The 18237-nt window shown below is 65.3% G+C and carries 19 protein-coding genes; 14 read left to right on the top strand and 5 right to left on the bottom strand.

All coding sequences use genetic code 11. The annotated features are described in order from the left end of the window. The first annotated feature begins 5 nt into the window (after window positions 1–5). The 3 genes from AAIA72_RS06665 to AAIA72_RS06655 are packed head-to-tail and all read left to right on the top strand — an operon-like array spanning window position 6 to window position 1226. Window positions 6–422, top strand: coding sequence for a DUF6631 family protein (locus AAIA72_RS06665; protein WP_369602627.1), 417 nt, complete (start codon window positions 6–8; stop codon window positions 420–422). Window positions 423–439: 17 nt separating this feature from the next. Further along, the gene (locus AAIA72_RS06660; RefSeq protein ID WP_369602626.1) at window positions 440–577 is read left to right on the top strand and encodes a hypothetical protein; all 138 of its coding nucleotides are present in this window, start codon (window positions 440–442) and stop codon (window positions 575–577) included. Continuing rightward, entirely contained in the window at window positions 567–1226 is a 660-nt protein-coding gene (locus AAIA72_RS06655) for a DUF6441 family protein (RefSeq protein WP_369602625.1), read from the top strand. The genes AAIA72_RS06660 and AAIA72_RS06655 overlap by 11 nt, the downstream gene beginning before the upstream one ends. A gap of 10 nt (window positions 1227–1236) precedes the next feature. Here AAIA72_RS06655 and AAIA72_RS06650 read toward each other — a convergent pair whose 3' ends face one another. The 3 genes from AAIA72_RS06650 to AAIA72_RS06640 form a co-directional block, all read right to left on the bottom strand. Next, on the bottom strand, window positions 1237–2643 hold the full coding sequence (locus AAIA72_RS06650; RefSeq protein ID WP_369602624.1) for a hypothetical protein: 1407 nt from the start codon (window positions 2641–2643) through the stop codon (window positions 1237–1239). Window positions 2644–2713: 70 nt separating this feature from the next. Then, window positions 2714–3136: a type II toxin-antitoxin system VapC family toxin gene (locus AAIA72_RS06645; RefSeq protein ID WP_369602623.1), complete on the bottom strand. Its 423-nt coding sequence runs from the start codon at window positions 3134–3136 to the stop codon at window positions 2714–2716. Continuing rightward, on the bottom strand, window positions 3133–3384 hold the full coding sequence (locus AAIA72_RS06640; RefSeq protein WP_369602622.1) for a type II toxin-antitoxin system Phd/YefM family antitoxin: 252 nt from the start codon (window positions 3382–3384) through the stop codon (window positions 3133–3135). The genes AAIA72_RS06645 and AAIA72_RS06640 overlap by 4 nt, the downstream gene beginning before the upstream one ends. A 62-nt stretch (window positions 3385–3446) precedes the next feature. On the opposite strand from AAIA72_RS06640, the gene AAIA72_RS06635 reads away from it, so the two are divergent. The 11 genes from AAIA72_RS06635 to AAIA72_RS06585 all read left to right on the top strand — a co-directional run bounded on the left by AAIA72_RS06635 (window position 3447) and on the right by AAIA72_RS06585 (window position 14295). Beyond that, on the top strand, window positions 3447–6614 hold the full coding sequence (locus tag AAIA72_RS06635) for a tape measure protein (RefSeq protein ID WP_369602621.1): 3168 nt from the start codon (window positions 3447–3449) through the stop codon (window positions 6612–6614). 1 nt (window position 6615) lies between these two features. Beyond that, window positions 6616–7647, top strand: a complete 1032-nt coding sequence (locus AAIA72_RS06630) for a hypothetical protein (protein ID WP_369602620.1) — start codon at window positions 6616–6618, stop codon at window positions 7645–7647. A 3-nt stretch (window positions 7648–7650) separates the two neighbouring features. Continuing rightward, window positions 7651–9144: a hypothetical protein gene (locus AAIA72_RS06625; protein WP_369602619.1), complete on the top strand. Its 1494-nt coding sequence runs from the start codon at window positions 7651–7653 to the stop codon at window positions 9142–9144. A gap of 15 nt (window positions 9145–9159) precedes the next feature. After that, window positions 9160–9999 (top strand): phage BR0599 family protein, encoded by an 840-nt coding sequence (locus AAIA72_RS06620; RefSeq protein ID WP_369602618.1) that lies wholly within the window; start codon window positions 9160–9162, stop codon window positions 9997–9999. Between the two features lie 10 nt (window positions 10000–10009). Continuing rightward, entirely contained in the window at window positions 10010–10243 is a 234-nt protein-coding gene (locus tag AAIA72_RS06615) for a hypothetical protein (RefSeq protein ID WP_369602617.1), read from the top strand. Beyond that, complete coding sequence (locus tag AAIA72_RS06610) at window positions 10240–10440, top strand: hypothetical protein (RefSeq protein ID WP_369602616.1); 201 nt, start codon at window positions 10240–10242, stop codon at window positions 10438–10440. Before AAIA72_RS06615 ends, AAIA72_RS06610 begins: the two co-directional genes overlap by 4 nt. Further along, entirely contained in the window at window positions 10430–12688 is a 2259-nt protein-coding gene (locus tag AAIA72_RS06605; protein ID WP_369602615.1) for a phage tail protein, read from the top strand. The genes AAIA72_RS06610 and AAIA72_RS06605 overlap by 11 nt, the downstream gene beginning before the upstream one ends. Further along, entirely contained in the window at window positions 12688–13038 is a 351-nt protein-coding gene (locus AAIA72_RS06600; RefSeq protein ID WP_369602614.1) for a DUF2793 domain-containing protein, read from the top strand. Before AAIA72_RS06605 ends, AAIA72_RS06600 begins: the two co-directional genes overlap by 1 nt. A gap of 66 nt (window positions 13039–13104) precedes the next feature. Further along, window positions 13105–13392, top strand: coding sequence for a DUF6127 family protein (locus tag AAIA72_RS06595; RefSeq protein WP_369602613.1), 288 nt, complete (start codon window positions 13105–13107; stop codon window positions 13390–13392). Between the two features lie 2 nt (window positions 13393–13394). After that, window positions 13395–13853 (top strand): hypothetical protein, encoded by a 459-nt coding sequence (locus tag AAIA72_RS06590; RefSeq protein ID WP_369602612.1) that lies wholly within the window; start codon window positions 13395–13397, stop codon window positions 13851–13853. Between the two features lies 1 nt (window position 13854). Continuing rightward, window positions 13855–14295, top strand: a complete 441-nt coding sequence (locus tag AAIA72_RS06585) for a lysozyme (RefSeq protein ID WP_369602611.1) — start codon at window positions 13855–13857, stop codon at window positions 14293–14295. A 23-nt stretch (window positions 14296–14318) separates the two neighbouring features. On the opposite strand, the gene AAIA72_RS06580 is transcribed toward AAIA72_RS06585, so the two are convergent. Together AAIA72_RS06580 and AAIA72_RS06575 are read right to left on the bottom strand one after the other, a co-directional pair. Next, window positions 14319–15032, bottom strand: a complete 714-nt coding sequence (locus AAIA72_RS06580; protein ID WP_369602610.1) for a M48 family metallopeptidase — start codon at window positions 15030–15032, stop codon at window positions 14319–14321. Next, window positions 15029–18229: a type I restriction endonuclease subunit R gene (locus AAIA72_RS06575; protein WP_369602609.1), complete on the bottom strand. Its 3201-nt coding sequence runs from the start codon at window positions 18227–18229 to the stop codon at window positions 15029–15031. Before AAIA72_RS06575 ends, AAIA72_RS06580 begins: the two co-directional genes overlap by 4 nt. Window positions 18230–18237: the final 8 nt, after the last annotated feature.

Genomic DNA, 18237 nt, shown 5'->3' with positions numbered 1-18237 from the left:
GACCGATGGATGATCTGAATACGCTCGTGCCCGAGCCGGTCGTGGTGGAGATCGCCGGCAGCCGGATCGAAATCACCCCGCTGCGCGTAGGCGAGTTCCCGGCCATGCTCCGGGCCATCCGGCCTTTCGCCGAGCAGCTGGCGGGCGAGCCGGACTGGCTCGCGTTGCTGGCCGAGCACGGCGAGGCGCTGCTCGACGCCCTGGCCCTGGCCTGCCGTCGCCCGCGCGAGTGGGTGGACGGCTTGGACCTGGACGACGCCTTGCAACTGGCCGCCGCGGTCTTCGAGGTAAACGCCGATTTTTTCGTGGCCCGGGTGGCGCCCAACGTCACTCAGCTGTCGGAGAAAATCGGCCAACGGCTGGATGGATCGAGTGCATCCACCGGCTCGTCCGCGCCGGCCACCGCTACCCCGACGTCCTGAACTACACGCTGGCTCAGATGAACGCCTTTCTCGAGGCGGAATCCCGGATCGAGCGCGAGCGGCTGGCCACGCTGCTTGCGGTGATCAGCCACGGCGCCCAGGGCGACAAGGCCGCCATCGAGCGGCTTCACCGGGAACTGCGCCATGAGGATTAGCCTGACCACCGAGGGGCTGCTCGACCGGCGCCGCTTCAGCGCCTGGCGCGCCCGGACCGGGCAGGCCATGCGCCAGGCCACTGCCCGCGCCATGCGTACCGTGGGCCGGGAAATGGCAGAGGATGTGCGCCGCGACATGCGCCGTGCCTTCAAGGTGCGCAAGCTGGCCTTCATCAAGTCCCTGCGGGCAAAGGTCTATGATCGGCGCCGGGATCGTTTCCCGGCCCTGTACATCGGTTCGAAGATCCCTTGGCTTGGCATCCACGAGAGAGGCGGCACCATCGGCGGTCGCATGTTGATTCCGTTGTTGCCTCGGCACCAGCGCATCGGCCGCAAGGCCTTCCGGCGCGTGATCGACAGCCTGATGCGCGCTGGCAACGCCTATTTCGTCGAGAAGAACGGCAAGACGCTTCTGATGGCGGAGAACATCCGCGAAAACGACCGGGCGCTCGCGCGCTTCAAGCGCGGTCAACGGCAGCAAACGGGCCGAAAACGCCTGCGTCGCGGCCAGGAGATCCCCGTTGCCGTGCTGGTCGATTCGGTGCGCCTGCACAAACGGTTCGATCTGGAATCCGCCGTTCGGCGCAAGCTGCCCCGGCTTGCACAAGCAATTCGGAAAGAAGTCGAGGGTGAGGGAGGTAATAAATAAAGGGGAAACCTCAGAACAATAGCCGGGCGATTTCACTGGCCGCGTTCAGACCGCCTCGCCAGTCGCTTCCACTCTTCGCAAGCGTAAAGGTATAGCGGTCATCACCTTGGTAAACGAGCTTGAAATGTTTTCCATCTTCAGAAATCTTGAATCCCATATTCTCGAGTTCTCGGCGTAGTTTGGCATCAATTGTGCTGGTTCCTCGAAGGATCTTTTTTAAATGGTTCCGTTGGTTTTCGGCGTAATCTTCCTGAATCGGGTTCGCGTCACATATCGACTCCAAAACGTGATGACGCCGACTATTCTCCGGTATACGTGTCAATGCGTCTCGTAGCGCATCTAGTACGATGCCAAGGACTTCGTTTGGATACAGATCACGTTCCCGGCCTGGCTTTAACAGCCTGCCGGAGGTCGCCCCAGCACGCGATTCAAGTATTCGAAGCTCATTGCGTAGTCGCTTAATCTCTTTCTCAGCATCCTGGAGGCGTTGATCCTTAGCTTCTATTTCCTGATCAAATGTCTTGATGTACTGGTCGATTTCCTGAGAACCTGATGCTCTTAGGTCCAAAATAGTTTGCCGAGAGGCAGTTTCACGGACATACGCCCATGTGCACCGATCGAGAGGCCTACGGTTAGCAAGGGCGGTTTGCACTTCATCTTTGATGCCGTGCGCTAGTTGACCTGCGTTTGAGTACTCGCCACCGAGGAAGAATGCTCTACGACCACCACCCTCTGGCCAGTAAACGCCAACTGTACCGCCATAGACATTTTCGGAGTCAACTTCGTGTTGCAAGCGGACAGAGAAGGGCCGGTTTGGCTCGACGACGACATGCGCCATACCAGAGAGATCTCTGGCAAGTCGGTCTGGATCGAGGATGTAGCCCCCCTGGAATCCTGAGCTCACATAAATGATGGGCAAACGGCACCCTGCTTCACCCTGAATCAGTCTCGCAGCAAGGTCAATATCATCGTTTTTGAGGTAATGTGCATGATCCCCGCTGGGTAACGGGCCATCATTTGCGCCACCGAGCGCCTCCAGCAGGGTTCGTATAACAACCGGTTTTTTTGCTGACGGGAGACGTGCTGAAGGATGTTGTGACTCACACTCGACTCTGATGCCAACCCATGCATCGGTAGACGTTTTTGAAAAAACAATTGTTGTTAGCCAATTCAGATCGTGATCGCGTTTCCCATACCGGAAGCCGGCAAGCTCCAAATCTTCCGCGGTGACGGTTAGCGACTGGACAGATTCGTTGTCAACCGTGATGCTTGTGTTTTTTTCTCTTTGGATCTCTTGGAGTTTTTCCAAAGATAGTTTTGTATGTGGTGAGCCGCCAACCCATTTCACCATTGCTTCAAGAAAGCTGCTGGTTCCTTGATTTGGATTGACTGGAAACTCGGTTGCAAATAGCAGCATTTTGGCGGCCCTCTGTCGATAATGTCCTTATTCCTTGTTTTGTCGATGTCTCAACCAGGTAGACATATAACTACATTCCTTCCGTTTCCCAAGGATTGATGATTTCGAGATCCGGGTGTGGAAAGTCATCCACGTTACGGGTGACCAGTTCTAGTCCATGTGTCAAAGCGGTGGCAGCGAGTAAGCTGTCGATGGCTGGGAGGGGACGCCCTGCAGCAGCGAGCAACCGACCCCAGCGATCGGCCACTTCCTCATCTATGGGCAGTATCCGACCAGAGAAAAATGCCGGCAACTCGGTTTCAAGCCAATCCAGCAGCTTGAGTTTGCGCTTGCTTTTGCCGAGCGCCTCAATGCCTTTCCGGATCTCTCCGAGGGTCAGCACGCTGACGTACAGGGTGGTCGCCGGCCGTTCCTCGAACCAGGCCACTACACCTGGGTTCGGTTCCTTGCGGCGCAATTCGGACAGGACGTTGGTATCGATCAGATAGCTCAAAGCTCGACCTCGCGCGTGAGGCTTTTGTCCCGCTCGAGATTAACCTCCTCGACACCGTAGAGAGGGGAACGACGCATGAAGGCCACCAGCGATTCACCCGTGCCGGTCAGCCGCTCGTAGTGTTCGCGCGACAAAACGACCGCCACCGGCTTGCCGTGCAGCGTGATCTCCTGAGGGCCTTCGCGTTCGGCATCCTTGATGACTTCGGAGAGCTTGGCCTTGGCCTCCTGCATTTGCCAATGACGCATGACGCACCTCTATTCTGACTAGACTGGTCAGAGTGTAGCAAAACAACGCTGATCAATCCACCATGGCACGCAACCGCGCACAAATCCTCATTACCGCCGTTGACGAGACGCGCCGGGCCTTCCGGTCCATCGAGGGGAGTCTCACGCGCCTGCGCGACCAGGCCGGGCGCGTCGGCGACACGCTCCGCAACATCGGCGGTGCCATCGGCGTGGGGCTGGGCCTTCGGGAAATGGCCGAGGCCGCCGACCAGTACAAGGGCCTGCAGGCCCGGTTACAGCTGGCGGTCACCTCGCAGGAGGCGTTCAACCGGGCCGACCGCGAGCTGTTCGACATCGCCCAGCGCAACCGGGCGCCGCTTTCCGCGACGGTCACGCTGTACGCGAAGCTCGCGCCCTCGATTCGGGCGCTTGGGCGCGATCAGCGCGATGCCCTGACGGTCACCGAGGCCATCAGCCAGTCGGTAGCACTGTCCGGCGCCTCGGAGGAGGCTGCCAGCGGCGCGCTGCTCCAGTTTGGCCAGGCGTTGGCCGCCGGACAGCTGCGCGGCGATGAGTTCAACTCGGTCATCGAACAGACCCCCCGGCTGGCCCAGGCCATAGCCGACGGGCTCGGCGTGCCCTTGGGCGCGCTGCGGGCGCTGGCCCAGCAGGGCAAGCTGACCGCCGAGGTGGTGCTCGATGCGCTGCTCGGACAGAAGGAACGGCTGGCGCAGGAATACGCCGCTTTACCCGACACCGTCTCCGGGGCGCTGACCCGGCTCCGAAACGCCTTTCTGCGCGCCTTCGGCGAGCGGGACGCGGGGAGCGGATTCACCGCCGGTCTGGCCAGGGCGATCCAGTTCCTTGCCGCCCACATCGACCTGCTGATCCAGCTGGCCGGCACCGCGCTGGTTGCGGCTCTTGGCCGCATGGTGGCCTCCATAGCGGCCAGTATGGCCGCTTCCCGAGCCGAGGCGGCTGCACGGTTGAACAACCTGCGCCTGATCGAGGCGGAGGCGACCGCCCGGCTGCGCGCGGCCCGGGCGGTGCTGGCGCAGGCTACCGCCCAGGGCAAGGCGGCCACGGCCTTGCGCGCGGACCTGGCCCGAGCGGCGCAGGAAGCACTCAAGGCGCGGCGGGCCGTCACCGCGGCGGCGCAGGGCACCACCTTGCTGGCCCGCGCGGGCGGGCTCTTGCGCGGCGCGCTTGCGCTGCTCGGCGGACCCATCGGGCTCATCGTCACCGGCCTGGGACTGCTGGCCACCGCCGCCTTCTCGGCCCGGGACAAGGTGGTGGCATTCGGCGGCAAGACCGCCTCCATCGGGCAGATCGTCTCGGCCGCCTGGGATCTCGTCACCGAGAAGATCGGGGTCTTGGTCGATGCCTTGACCTCCCTGGTGGGCATCAACGACGAGACCTGGGCCAGCCTGCGTGAGACGGTGATCGACGGCGTAAATGCCATCGGCCGTGCGGTACGCTCGTTCGTCAACGGCATCATCGGGTCTTTCAACGCCGTGGGCAAGGTGGTGGGGATCACGGCCGCCTTCCTCGTGCGCCGCTTCAAGCGTGCCTTCTCCGACATCGCCGCGCTGGCACGCGCCCTGGGCCGGGATATTGCGGCGGCCTTCAAGGGCGACTTCTCGCTGCGGCATCTCAAGGCTGCGCTGCGCGCGGGCCGCGACGAGATGCGCGGCTTCGGCAAGGCCCTGGGCGACGCGGTCAAGGAGTCGCTGGGACGCGACTATGTGGGCGAGACCGCACGGGCGATCGCCGCGCGTATCCGTAGCGAGCAGAAACGCCAGCGGCTCTTTGCCAGACCCCAGCCCAAGGGTGCGCCATCCAGCGAGGACAACGCCGCCCGCCTCAAGCTCGCCCAGGCGCAAAGCGATGCCGAACTACGCATCCTCAAGGAAGGACTGGCGCAGGCGTCCAGGGCCCTCGACCGGGCGCTGGCCGACCGCCTGATCTCCATCCGCGACTACTACGCGCAGAAGACCGCCATCGAGCAGCGGGAGATCGACGCCGAGATCGCCCGCAAGCAACAGGCCCTGGCCGCGCAGCGGCGCGTCCTGAGAGAAGCCGGTGACGAGAAGGCGCGCCTCGATGCCAAGGGGCGGATCGCGAAGCTCGAGGCCGACCTGATCGCGCTCAACAACCGCCGCGCCGAGGCGGAAGTGGCCAATGCCCGCAAGGCGGCGGCTGCAGAACGGGAACTCAGGGACGCGCTCGCCCAGGCCCGCGACGAACTGACCCGCCTTACAGGCACCGGGACCGACGCCCAGCGCCGCGAGGCCATCGCCCGGGCTTACGGCGATCTGCGCGCCCGACTGCTGGCGGAGAACGACACCGCCGGCGTCTCGCTGATCGACCGGCTGGTCGACGTCAAGGCCGCGCAGGCCAACCTCGACGCCCTGGAGTCGAAATGGCGCCTGATCGTGGAGCGGATGCGCAACGTCCAGGAAGCGATCCGCATCCAGCAACAGGCGGGGCTGCTGACTGAGGCGCAGGCGCGCGAACAGATCGTCCGTCTCCAACGGCAGTCCGCCGCCGAGTTGGAAAAACTGCTGCCGCTCATGAAGCAAGCGGCCCGGGCCATCGGCCCCGAGGCGGTCGCCCGCGTGCAGGCCTGGAAGAACGAACTGGCCCGGACCCGGCTGGTGGTCGATGAGGTGGCGGTTCGGGTCAAGGGCCAGGTCCAGGACGCCTTCGCCACGATGTTCGAGCAAATCAGCTCGGGCGCCAAATCGGCCAGGGGGGCGTTCCGCGACTTCGCTCGATCCGTCATCGCCTCGATTAACCGCATCGCCGCGCAAAAGCTGGCCCAGTCGCTATTCGGGAACTTAAGCGGCGGCATCGGCGGTTTCGTCGGCGCGCTGTTCAGGGGCTTCGCGGCCGGCGGCTACGTCACCGGGCCCGGCACATCCACCTCCGATTCCATCCCGGCGCGCCTTTCCGCTGGCGAGTACGTGATCAATGCGGCCTCGGTGAAGAAAGTGGGTGTGGCGTTTCTGGATGCGATCAACGGCGGAGTCTTCGCGCCGCGTTGGCGAGGTCCGAATCTGGCCTTCGCCACAGGCGGCCTGGTGCCGAACGCGGGACGCCAGGAGAAGCCCCAGGTCAATGTCCGGGTGGTGAACGCCGTGGACGAGTCGCTGGTGGGCGATTTTCTGGCCACGCCCGCGGGCGAGCAGGTCATCACCAATGTCATCCGGCGCAACGCCGCCACGGTGCGCCAGTACCTCGGGAGTTAGCATGGCACTGTTGTTCGTCGACGGCTTCGATCACTTCGATCCCCAGGCCCTCAAGCCCGACGGCGTGCCCAACTACGGCTACGCCAAGGCCCAGTACGCGCCCCAGTGCGAGCGGGTGCCTGGACGCCGGAGTGTCTCGTCCGCACTTCGCTTTCCCGCCAACACCCAGGGCGTGGCCATGGTGCGCGAGATCGGCTACGGCGTGAGCCGGATCATCCTCGGCTGCGCCTTCCGCCTCGATCTGCTGCCGCCGGACCGCTTTCCGCTGCTGTTCGTGCGCACCGCCGGCAACCAGCGCTATGAGGTGTCGGTCAATGCCATCGGGCTGCTGGGCATCGGCCAGGGCGGATTTCCATCCGGCCAGTCATTGCGGGCCATCTCGGCCCAGACCTGGAACCACCTCGAGCTGAAGGTGGTGGAAGGCAACGGCACCGGGCTGCTGGAGCTGCGGGTCAACAGCCAGACCTGGCTGACCCTCAGCGGCCAGAGCATCCCCACCGGCGGCAACCTGGTCGCCGGCGGCGTCTGCTGGGCCGATCAGCCGTACCCGGTGGAGCTGTTGTTCGACGACTTTTATCTGGCCGACGGCTCGGGAACCCGCAACAACGACTACCTGGGCGATGTGCGCATCGACGCCCTGCATCCGACCGGGGCAGGCAGCTTCAGCCAGTGGACCCCCTCGGGCGCGGGGCAGAACTGGGAGATGGTCGACGAACCGCTGCCTGATCACAGCGACTATGTGACCGCCGCCAACACCGGCGACCGGGACAGCTACGCCTTCGAGCCGTTGCCGGCGATGAACACGCCGACGGTTCTGGGGGTGCAGGTCACGGCCTTGGCGAAGAAGACCGACGCCGGCGCCGGCACCCTCAAGGCGTTGACCCAGTCGGGCGCCACGGTGGCCACCGGCGCGGCGCAGGCGCTGACCACCGATCCCACCTATCTCACCACGGTGTTCGAGCAGACCGCCGCGGGCGTGGACTGGGCGGAGACGGAACTGAACGCCGCCGAGTTCGGCGTCGAGAAAGGGTAATCCATGGCCGCGCAGGTCGATCAGGTCGCGATCGAGCCGGCGAGCAAGGGGGTACCCGGAACCGAACTCGATCAGGCGCTGCTGGAACCCGCGGCACGGCCGCTGCCGCCGTCGGATCTGCTCCAGCAGGTCGCCGAGCCCGCGGTCCGGCCCGATCCGCCGGTTCGGGTCGATGCTCTCAATACGGAGAGCACGGCCCGCCCGGATCCCCCCGTGGCGCTGCTCGCCACCCTCATCGAGATGGTCTGGCGCGAGCCGCCGCCGCGGGGGATCTTCGCCTTCCGGCACGACTGGTCGCAGCCCTGGGTGGAGCGGTGGGAGTGGAAGACCCAGATTTTGCGTTCGCGCGACGGCACCGAGTCGCGCATCCGCCTGCGCCGCCATCCGCGCCGCGCAGTCGAGATGCTGGTCACGGCCTGGGATGCCGGCGCCATCGGCCTGGATGCCTGGCTCACCGCGCACCAGGGGCGCGAGGCGCTGTTTCCGTTCTGGCCGGTGGCCCGCCGGGTGACGGCGGAGGCAGCCGCGGGCGGCACCACCGTTCAGCTCGATACGGTCACCGATCCGCTCATGCGCGCCACCCAGACCGAGACGCTGGACAACTGGGGACAGGGACCGGCGCTGATCCTGGCGCCCGACGGCGACGTGCAGCAGGTGACGGTCACCGCCTTCGATACCGCTTTGAATCAGGCCAGCCTGGATTTGCCGCTGGCCCGGCCGGTGGTGGCGGGTTCGACCTTCGCGCCATTGGTCCGGGGTGTGGTGCCTGACGCGACAACGGCCAGGCGCCATTGCGCCGCCGCCACCTCCCAGCCGGTCGAAATCCTGCTCGACGAGCGGGTATGGGAATGGCCTTTCACCCCGGACCTGACCCTCGAGGGCGTACCGGTGATCGTGGATGTCGAGCAGTGGCAGCCGGAACCTTCCATCGAGTACCGGGCACGGATCGAGCGGATCGACAACCGGCTGGGCCGGCCGTGGATCCAACGTGTGGACGATCGTCCCTCCCGCATCCTCAGCCGCCGCTGGCTGGCGGCGGGCCAGGCGGCCAGCGACCGGCTGCTGGGGCTGTTCGAGTATCTGGCCGGACGCATCAACCCCGTCTGGCTGCCGGACGAGTTCACGGGCCTTGCGTTGGCGCAGGCGGGAGGAACCGGCGACGACCATCTGCTGCTGCGCCGCGCCCGGTTGCCCTGGCACTGGGAAGAGCCGGGACTGGGGCTGCTGATCCGTCCCACCGGCCAGCCACCCGTAGCGGTGCATGTATCACGGCTCGAGGCCGAGTCGGAAACCATGGCGCGCCTGCTGCTGGCCGACCCGCTGCCCGTGGACGTGCCGGCGGGCACGCCCGTCACGCCCCTGCACTTTGTCCGGCTCGACCAGGACCGGGTGGAGTTCACCTGGCACACCGATGAGGTACTGGAAGTGGCCGCGCGGTTCATGACGCTGGCACGCTGCCACCCGTACCTGCGCGGCGGCGGGGACATTCCGTTCTGACAGGAACCACAGACGATGCCGATCCCGATCGGCCGGCCGCCGGGCGGCGAGATCCCGTCCGGCCCCGGCTTCAACTGTTACACCGACGACGTCACCGAGCTCTACCGCTTCACCCGTGGCAACACTGCCTGGTACTACACCTCGGCCAGCCGCGAGGTGGTGGCCAACGTGGACTGGAACGGCGACCGGACGTACCAGCCTGCGGCCATCTCCCGTGGCGCGCTGGGCTTAGGTCCCGAGGCGGGCCGGCGCGCCATCGACCTGCGCTGTCCCCGCGACCTGGATCTGGTGCGCGAGTACCGCGGCGCGCCACAACCGCAGCCCATGGGCGTGAGCATCTACCGCCGCTTCGGCAGCGACTGGAGCTGGGCGCTGGTCTGGACCGGGCGGGTGCTGCAGGTGATCTTCGAGGAGCGGGAAGCGCGCATCCGCTGCGAGCCGGCCAGCATCAGCCTCAAGCGGCTGGGATTGCGCCGGCTCTATGCCCGGCGCTGTCCCCATGTGCTCTACGGGGCCGAGTGCCGGGCGACGCCGGTGGCCGAGTCCTTCACCGTCTCGCAGGTGGACGGTCGCTTCGTCTGGTTCGAGGGGGCGAGCTTCCCGCCGGACCGCTTCGCGGGCGGCTATCTGGAGCGCGCCGACGGCACTCGGCACATGATCGAGCACAGCGACTATTACGGATCGGGCATCACCCTGATCTATCCCGCCCCCTTGCAGGTCGGGGAGACGGTGAGCTTCTACGCCGGCTGCGACCACACCCTGCAGACCTGCCAGAGCCGCTTCGGCAATGCCGACAACTTCGGCGGGTTTCCCTGGATTCCGCGCAAGAACCCGTTCAACGAAAGCGCCTACTGAGGAAGATCGCATGTGGGTACAGCTGGTCCTGTTCGTCGTCTCGGCGCTGATCCAGATCGCGCTCACGCCGAAGTCCCGGGTCGAGAACGCCAAGCCCGCCAGCGACTTCAGCGCACCGGTGGCCGAGGAGGGACGGCCCATCCCGGTGGTGTTCGGGGAGGTGCTGATCGAGGCGCCCAACGTGGTCTGGTACGGCGACAGCGAGGCGCAGCCCATCTACTCCGGCGGAGGCGGCAAGAAGTGAGCCTGATCGTCACCATCGAGGACGTGCGGCTGGCCGGCCTGTGCATCCCCGGCGCGCGGCTCTGGTGCAAGCGCCACGGCATCGACTGGCACCGGTTCCTGAAAGAAGGCGTCGAGGCCGCCCGCCTGATCGAATCCCGCGATGCCATGGCGGCGCGCGCGGTGGAGACGGCCCGCAGGAGGCGCGATGGGCGGTAGCAGCGGGGCGAGCCGCCAGATCGTCGGCTACCGCTACTACATGGGCATGCACCTGGTGCTCTGCCACGGTCCGGTGGATGACATCACCGAACTGCGCATGCAGGGGCGCACCTTCTGGAGCGGCAGCGTGGCGGGCAGCAATCCGAAGCGCTTGCAGGTCGACCGGCCCAACCTGTTCGGCGGCGAGAAGCGCGAGGGCGGCATCAGCGGCGCCATCGATGTCTTGCTGGGCGAGGCCACCCAGACGCCCAACGACTACCTGCAGTCCCGCATGGCCGGCGGCGGCACCGTACCGGCCTTCCGCGGTGTGGTGGGACTGGTGCTACGCAAGTGCTATCTCGCCGCCAACAACCCCTACCTCAAGCCCATCGCGGCCCGGGTACGACGGTTTCTGTCGGGATGGGATCCGGCCGCGCCCAACCCGTTCAGCAGCTACCAGGTGCAACTGGCCAACGGCATGAACCCGGCGGCCATTCTCTATGCCTGCCTGACCGACACCCGCTGGGGAATGGGCTATGCGCCCTCGATGATCGACACGGGCAGCTTCTCTTCCGCCTCGTGGACGCTCTACAACGAGGGCTTCGGGCTGAATCTGCTCTGGACCCGCCAGTCGCCCATCGAGCAGTTCGTGCAGCAGGTGCTCGATCACATCGGCGGGGTGCTGGTCATCGACGCCAGCGGGCGGTTTACATTGCGGCTGATCCGCGAGCCGGATCTGTGGAACGCGCGCCACTTCGGACCGCACAACATCATCGCCCTGGAATCCTTCGAGCGGCCCGACTGGGCCGAGACGGTCAACGAGCTGACCGTCAACTACACCGACCGGGATACCGGCAAGCCGAAGTCGCTCACCGTCCACAACCTGGCCAACATCGAGGCCCAGGGCGGCGTGGTGGCCGAGCGGCGGGACTATCCGGGCATCACCGACGACGCTCTGGCCGCCAGGGTGGCGCTACGCGACCTTCGCTCGCTCTCGATCCCGCTGGCCCGGGTCAAGCTGAAGATCAACCCCCGTGGCGACAGCGCGGCATCCGGGCAGCCCCTGCCGGGGGATGTCATCGTGCTCGACTGGCCGGAACTGGGCATCGCCGAGATGGTGCTGCGGGTGGGCGCCATCGACCTGGGCGATCACACCGACCACAGCATGACGCTCACCTGCGTGGAGGACGTGTTCGCCCTGGGGCAGAACGCCATCATCGGCGACAACGACACCACCTGGGTGCCGGACGACACCTCGGCTCGGGCACCGCTGATGAGCGTGGCGGTCGAGGCGACGTACTGGGATCTGGCCCACACCCTGAGCCGGGCGGAACTCGGCGTGGTGGAGGACACCGACACCTACCTCGCCGCGCTGGCGGTCCGCAATGGACAGGCCCAGAGCGAGTGGCGGCTCTACACCGGCGACACCGCGGGTACGGCCGAGTATCGCAACACCGCCGGCTACAGCCCCGCCGCCCGACTGGGCGCCGATCTGCCCCAGGCCGTGGATGACGTGACGGTAGCGGTCACCGATCTGACCGACGCCGCCCTGTTCGCCGATTGCGACTACGCCTGGCTGGTCACCACCGCAGGCCATGCCGTCGAGGCGGTCGGGGTGCTCGCGGTGGATGAGGCGGCCGGCACCGTCACCCTGCAACGGGCGGTACTCGACACCGTGCCCGTGGCGCATCCGGCCGGCACCTGGCTGATCGGCGCCGGTCCATCTCCGGGCTACGATGCCACGGTCCGTGCCCCGGCGACCAGCATCGGGGTCTGGCTCGAGCCTCACACCGTGACGGACGTCGGCACCAAGGTGGCGGTGACCGGCGGGCCGACGCTCAGTCTCGCGGGCCGGCAGGGCCTGCCGTTCCCGCCGGGCAACGTGCGTATCAACGGCGCATCCTATCCAGCCGCCATCGTGGGTCCCGTGTCACTCGCCTGGTCCCACCGCGACCGCACCCAGCAGACCGCCTACCTGGTGGCCCAGACCGACGGCGACATCGGGCCCGAGCCGGGCGTGACCTACCGCGTCCGCTATTACGGCGAAGCCGGGACGCTGTTGCGCACGCGCACGGGCCTCACTGCGACCGCCGACGGCTGGCCCGAGGAGGCAGCCGACAGCGCGCTGCCCGGTGGACGGCTCAACGGCCACCTCACGGTGGAGATCGACGCGCAGCGCGGCGCCCTCGACAGCCTGCACCGGCACCGCATCGAAGTGGACCGCGCCGGATACGGCTACCAGTACGGCAACTACTACGGAGGCATCTGATGGCCAACACCGATCCCAATCTCGGACTCACCTACGGCTGGGCGCTGGGCGAGTCCGGCTGGAACACCGCGATGGATGCCAACTTCAAACGGCTCGGCACCGTGGTCGGCCTGTCGGTTAAGAGCCGCTCCTTGACCGCGCCGCCGGCCACCCCGATCCACGGCGACCGCTACATCGTTGCGGCCGGGGCGACCGGCGCCTGGGCGGGCCGTGACGGCGAGATCGCCGTCTGGATCGGCGGGACGTGGGAATTCCATGCCTCCCGGATTGGCTGGCTCTGCTACGTCGAGGATGAAGACCTGCTCTCGGCCTACAAGGCCGCGGGCTGGAGCCCGGGCATCAGCATCTGACCCATCTCCCATTCGTATCACCGGACCCGCCCTCGTGGCGGGTTCTTCGTTTCTGGAGCGTACCCCATGACCCCACCCAAATTGCGAGACGGCATGGTCGTCATGCCGCGTGAGGAGTTCGAGAAGCTGCTCGAGCAGGCCGCCGAGCGAGGCGCCAGGCGGGCCCTGGCCGACGTCGGCCTCGACGGCGAGGACGCCGCCAGCGACATCCGCGAGCTGCGCGGTCTGCTCGAGGCCTACAACACCGCCAAGCACACCGCCTGGCAGACCCTGATCCGCATCACCACCACCGGCCTCATCCTGGCGCTGATGGCCGGCGCCGCCATCAAACTGAAAATCTTTGGGGGACAGTGACCATGCTGACGCTACTTGGCAGCCTGCTGGGATTCATCTCCAGCGCCTTTCCCGACCTGCTCAGGCTCTGGCAGGACCACCAGGACCGTAAGCACGAACTGGCCATCCTCGATCGCCAGATGGAGCAGATGCGACTGGGCCACGCCCAGCGCTTGGAGGAGATCGCCGTAGAGGCGGACATCGCCGAGAGCAAGGCCCTCTACCGGCACGACAGCAAGCCTTCGGGCGTCAAATGGGTGGACGGTCTGCGTGCTTCCGTGCGCCCGGTGATCACCTACGCCTTCTTCCTGCTGTTCACCGCGGTGAAGCTTTGCGCCCTGTATGTGCTGATGGCTGACGAAGGCCTCACATTCACCATCGCCTTGCCCCGGATCTGGGACCCGGAGACCCAGGCCCTGTTTGCCGCCGTCATGAGCTTCTGGTTCGGCCAGCGGGCACTGGCCAAGGCACGGGGCAAGTGAAATGCGCCACATCACTCAAGAAGGGCTGGACCTCATCAAGCGGTTTGAAGGCTTCAGCCCCACGATCTACCTCTGTCCGGCGGGTTATCCGACCATCGGCTACGGACACGTCGTTCGCAATGACGAACGAGAGCAGTTTGCAGACGGGATCAATGAGGAGGAAGCCGGGGATCTGCTGCAACGGGATGTCCGCTGGGCCGAGCAGGGCGTCCTGCGGCTGATCGACGTGCCTCTGAGCGATGGCCAGTTCGATGCGCTGGTGTCTTTTACCTTCAACCTCGGCACCGGAGCGCTTCAGCGGTCCACGTTGCGACGGAAGGTGAACCGGGAGGAGCATGAGCAAGTGCCACGGGAGTTTATGCGATGGGTGTGGGCAGGGGGTCGAAAACTCCGGGGATTGATTACACGACGCTTACATGAGTCTATGCGGTACCGACTCTGAACAAGCAGTTACTCATCACGAGGTTAGATTAAACTCAGCTCAAGTTTGTGCTTGCGCCTTTCCCAATCCGGCATGACCTCCTCGAGCAACCGGTAGAAGGCAGGGCTGTGGTCCGGGTGTTTGAGGTGACACAGCTCATGGGTGATGACGTAGTCGATGCACTCGCGCGGCGCCTGGATCAGGCTAACATTCAGCGTCAGCGTACCGCTTTCCGAGAGGCTTCCCCAGCGGGTTTTCATGCGTCGGATCTTCAGCGTGGGGCGTGGCAGGCCCTGGCGGGAGAAATGGGGCCAACAGTGTTCGTAGCTCTCAGCGAATTTTTCATGCGCCCGCTCGGAATACCACTGCCAGAGCAATCGTCGCACCTCGTCTGGCTGGCCGTCGCCCCGGCAGGTGACCCAGAAACAACCCCGGCTGAGCTTCACGGCTGACCGCTCGCCTCGAACCAGCTTGAGGCGGTACTGGCGCCCCAGGTAGCAGTGGGTCTCCCCGCCGATGTATTGCCGTGGTGGTGTGCGGGGCCTGAACTGGTCGAAGTAGGCCTGCTGCCTGCGTATCCAGCGCGCGCGTCGGAGCACTCGCTCATCGATATCCTCGTCTTGTGCATCTAACGGCGCCTTTACCACCACCCGACCATCGGGATGAACTGCGATCTCCATGGTTTTCCTGGGGACACGGAGCACATCGAACTCCAGGCGTGCCCCCCCGTAGGTCAAGGCGCGACTCGAAGCGGTCATGCCTGCATCCGGTGTCGGGCGACCTGCATGGTGCGCTCGATGATCTCGTCCATCTGCGCGAGATCCAGATCCACCTGGCGCTCGCCCTTCACGTGGTCGAACAGATAATCGTCGATGTCGTTCATGGCCCGTTTCTGGGCGTCGCTGTCGTCCCAGAAGTGCACTTTCCAGTGCCGCTGCAGGATATCCTGGATCGCCAGCGCGGTTTCGGCGGCGATCTCATCCGAGCCAGATCCCCCGTCTGCACCGTCGGAGAAAAAGGGCCTCAGAATTCCGTAGTAGGCCATGGCATCCTCGTTGCCCGCCAGGGAGTCTGGCACGTCGTCGTGCTGCCGGTTGGCCACCTTGTCGCGGATCTCGCTGACCTTGTTCAGGTATTCGAGGTCCGAGATCCGCCTGGCGCGGAAATCGTCGATGGCCTGCTGGATGAGCTGGGAGAACTTCTCGTAGAAGGCCGGGTCCTCGTCCATCTTCTCCGTGATGGCCTTCTTGGTCGCGTGGGCGATAGCGTCCGCCTTGGCGGCGGTAGTCTTGGCGGCGTAGACGCCCCGGTCCTCCTTGACCTCGTTGAAGGTCTGCTCGTCGAAGATGTTGACCGGCTCGTTGAGCTGGATGACCTCGTTGGCCTGGATGTGGGTATCCAGCAGCTTCTTGATCTTCGGCACGTAGTCGCGGTAGTCGATGGACTCCGCGTAGCGGAGCTTCACGGCCGCCTTCAGGTTCTGGAAGCGCTTCAGGTCGTCCTTGTAGCGCTGCTGGGTCGCCTCTGGGGTCGTCATGATGAACTGCTCGGAGGACAGGGCGATGCCCAGCGTGCGGGCATAGTCCGCCAGCCGCTGGTAGAATTCCTCGCGCAGGGCGTCGTCGGCCAACAGGGTCTCGTAGGCCTCCTCGTCGTGGCGATTCTTGACCTCCTTGAACAGGTCCCACAGATCGGAGTAGCGCTGCGGAAGCTTTGACACCTCCTCCTGGATCGAGGTCAGCGTGCCTTCCAGGTCCTGCTCATCGAAACCCTCCAGGGCGCTGTACATGGTCAGGGCCTTGTCCAGCTCGCCCAGCACACTGGCATAGTCCACGATGTAGCCGAAGTCCTTGCCCTCGAACAGCCGATTGACCCGGGCGATGGCCTGCAGCAGGGTGTGCTCGCGAAGGGTCCGGCACAGATAGAGCACCGTGTTGCGGGGGGCGTCGAAACCGGTCAGCAGCTTGTCCACCACGATCAGGATCTCCGGCTCCTCGCCGTATTTGAACTGGTTGATGATCTGCTTGGTGTACTCCTCCTCCGAGCCGTAGCGCTGCATCATCTTCTGCCAGAAGGCCACCACCTCGTCCGCCGGCTGGCCCTCGACCTCCTCGAAGCCCTCGCGGCTGTCCGGGGGCGAGATGATGATCTCCGAGGAGACCTCGCCGATCTCGTCCAGATAGGCCTTGTACTTGAGGGCGGCGGCCTTGCTGGGTGCCACCAGTTGGGCCTTGAATCCGGTGCCCTGCCAGTTGGCGCGGTAATGCTCGCTGATGTCGAAGGCACGCATGTAGATGACCTGGTCGGCCTTGTTGAGCATCTCGGCGCGTGCGTATTTCTTCTTCAGGTCTGCCTGCTGTTCGCGGGACAGCCCCTTGGTGTGCCGCTCGAACCACAGATCGATGGCCGCACGGTTCTGCTCCATCTCCACGTGCCGCCCCTCGTAGAGCAGCGGCACCACGGCATGGTCCTCCACCGCCTGTTTGATGGAGTAGTAGGGCTCGATGAGCCCGCCGAACTTGGCGAAGTTGTTCTTCTCCTTCTTCATCAGCGGCGTGCCGGTAAAGCCCAGATAGCAGGCATTGGGGAACATCTGCCGCATGCGCGCCGCCAGGGTGCCGAAATGAGTGCGGTGGCTCTCGTCCACCAGCATGAAGATATCCGGCGACTCCTCCCGGAACTTGCGGGCCTTGAGCGCCTTGTCGAACTTGTGCACCAGAGTAGTGACGATGCCGGCCTTGTGCTCGCTGACCAGTTCCAGCAGGTGGCGCCCCGAGGCGGCGCGGTTGGGGTCCAGGCCGCAGGCGGCGAAGGTGTTGCCCAGTTGCCGGTCCAGGTCCTCGCGGTCGGTGACCAGTACGATGCGCGGGTTGGGGATGTCGGGGTCCAGCGCCAGGTTGCGGGCCAGCATCACCATGGTCAGCGACTTGCCCGAGCCCTGGGTGTGCCAGATGATGCCGCCGCGCCGCTTACCGGAGGCGTCCCGCTGCTTCACCCGCTCCAGGGTGGACTTGATGACGAAATACTGCTGGTAGCGGGCGATCTTCTTCAGCCCGCCCTCGAACAGGGTGAACTTGTAGGCCAGCTCCAGCAGGCGTTCCGGGCGGCACAGGCTGTAGATCGTCCGGTCCTGCTCGGTCACCAGGCGCGGCCCCTCGGCTTCGAGGGCGTCGAAATAGGCCCGGGCCGGGGCGAAGTCGCCGGAGAACAGTCTATCTTTTTCCTCCTCGGGCAGGGCCCGGTTGATCGCCTCGGCCACCGCCTCCTCCCGGTCCGCCAGCTCGCGCCATACGCCCCAGAAACGGGCCGGGGTGCCAGCCGTGGCGTAGCGCGCCGCGTTCTTGTTCACCGCCAGCACCTGCTGCACATAAGTGAACAGCCGGGGCACATAGTCCTCGCCCTGGTTGCGCAGGCACTGGGAGATGGCCTGTTCCACCTCCACCTTGGGCGACTTGCACTCGATGACGGAGAAGGGGATGCCGTTGACGAACAGCACGATGTCCGGCCGCACCGTCTCCGTGCTGCGGCTGCGCTCGACGCTGAACTCTGCGGCCACATGGAAGCGGTTGTTCTGCCAGTTGCGCCAGTCGATGTAGTTGAGGTTGAAGCTGCGGGAATCCCCCTCCACGGACTGCTCCAGTGCGGTGCCCAGGGTAAGCAGGTCGTAGATGGCCTCATTGGTCTTTTGCAGGCCGTCGTACTTGACATTCTTCAGCTTCTGGATGGCCGACTGGATGTTTTCCTCGCTGAACAGGTACTCCCGGCCCTTGTACTGAATGCGGTTGATGGCCTTGAGCTGCTGGCGGAGGATGTCTTCCAGCAACAGGTTACCGAGCCGCCTGCCACGGGCCTTCAGCGCCTGCTCCGGCGGCAGGTACTCGAAGCCGAGGTTGATCAGCAGCTGCAGGGCCGGGATCTGGGAGAGGTATTCCTCGTTGAAGCGGAAGCCTTGCATATACCCTC

Source organism: Thermohahella caldifontis, from assembly GCF_041153465.1.
GTDB lineage: Bacteria > Pseudomonadota > Gammaproteobacteria > Pseudomonadales > Oleiphilaceae > Thermohahella > Thermohahella caldifontis.
Note: the sequence above shows the minus strand (reverse complement) of the source record. Positions and strands in the feature narration are given on the sequence as shown.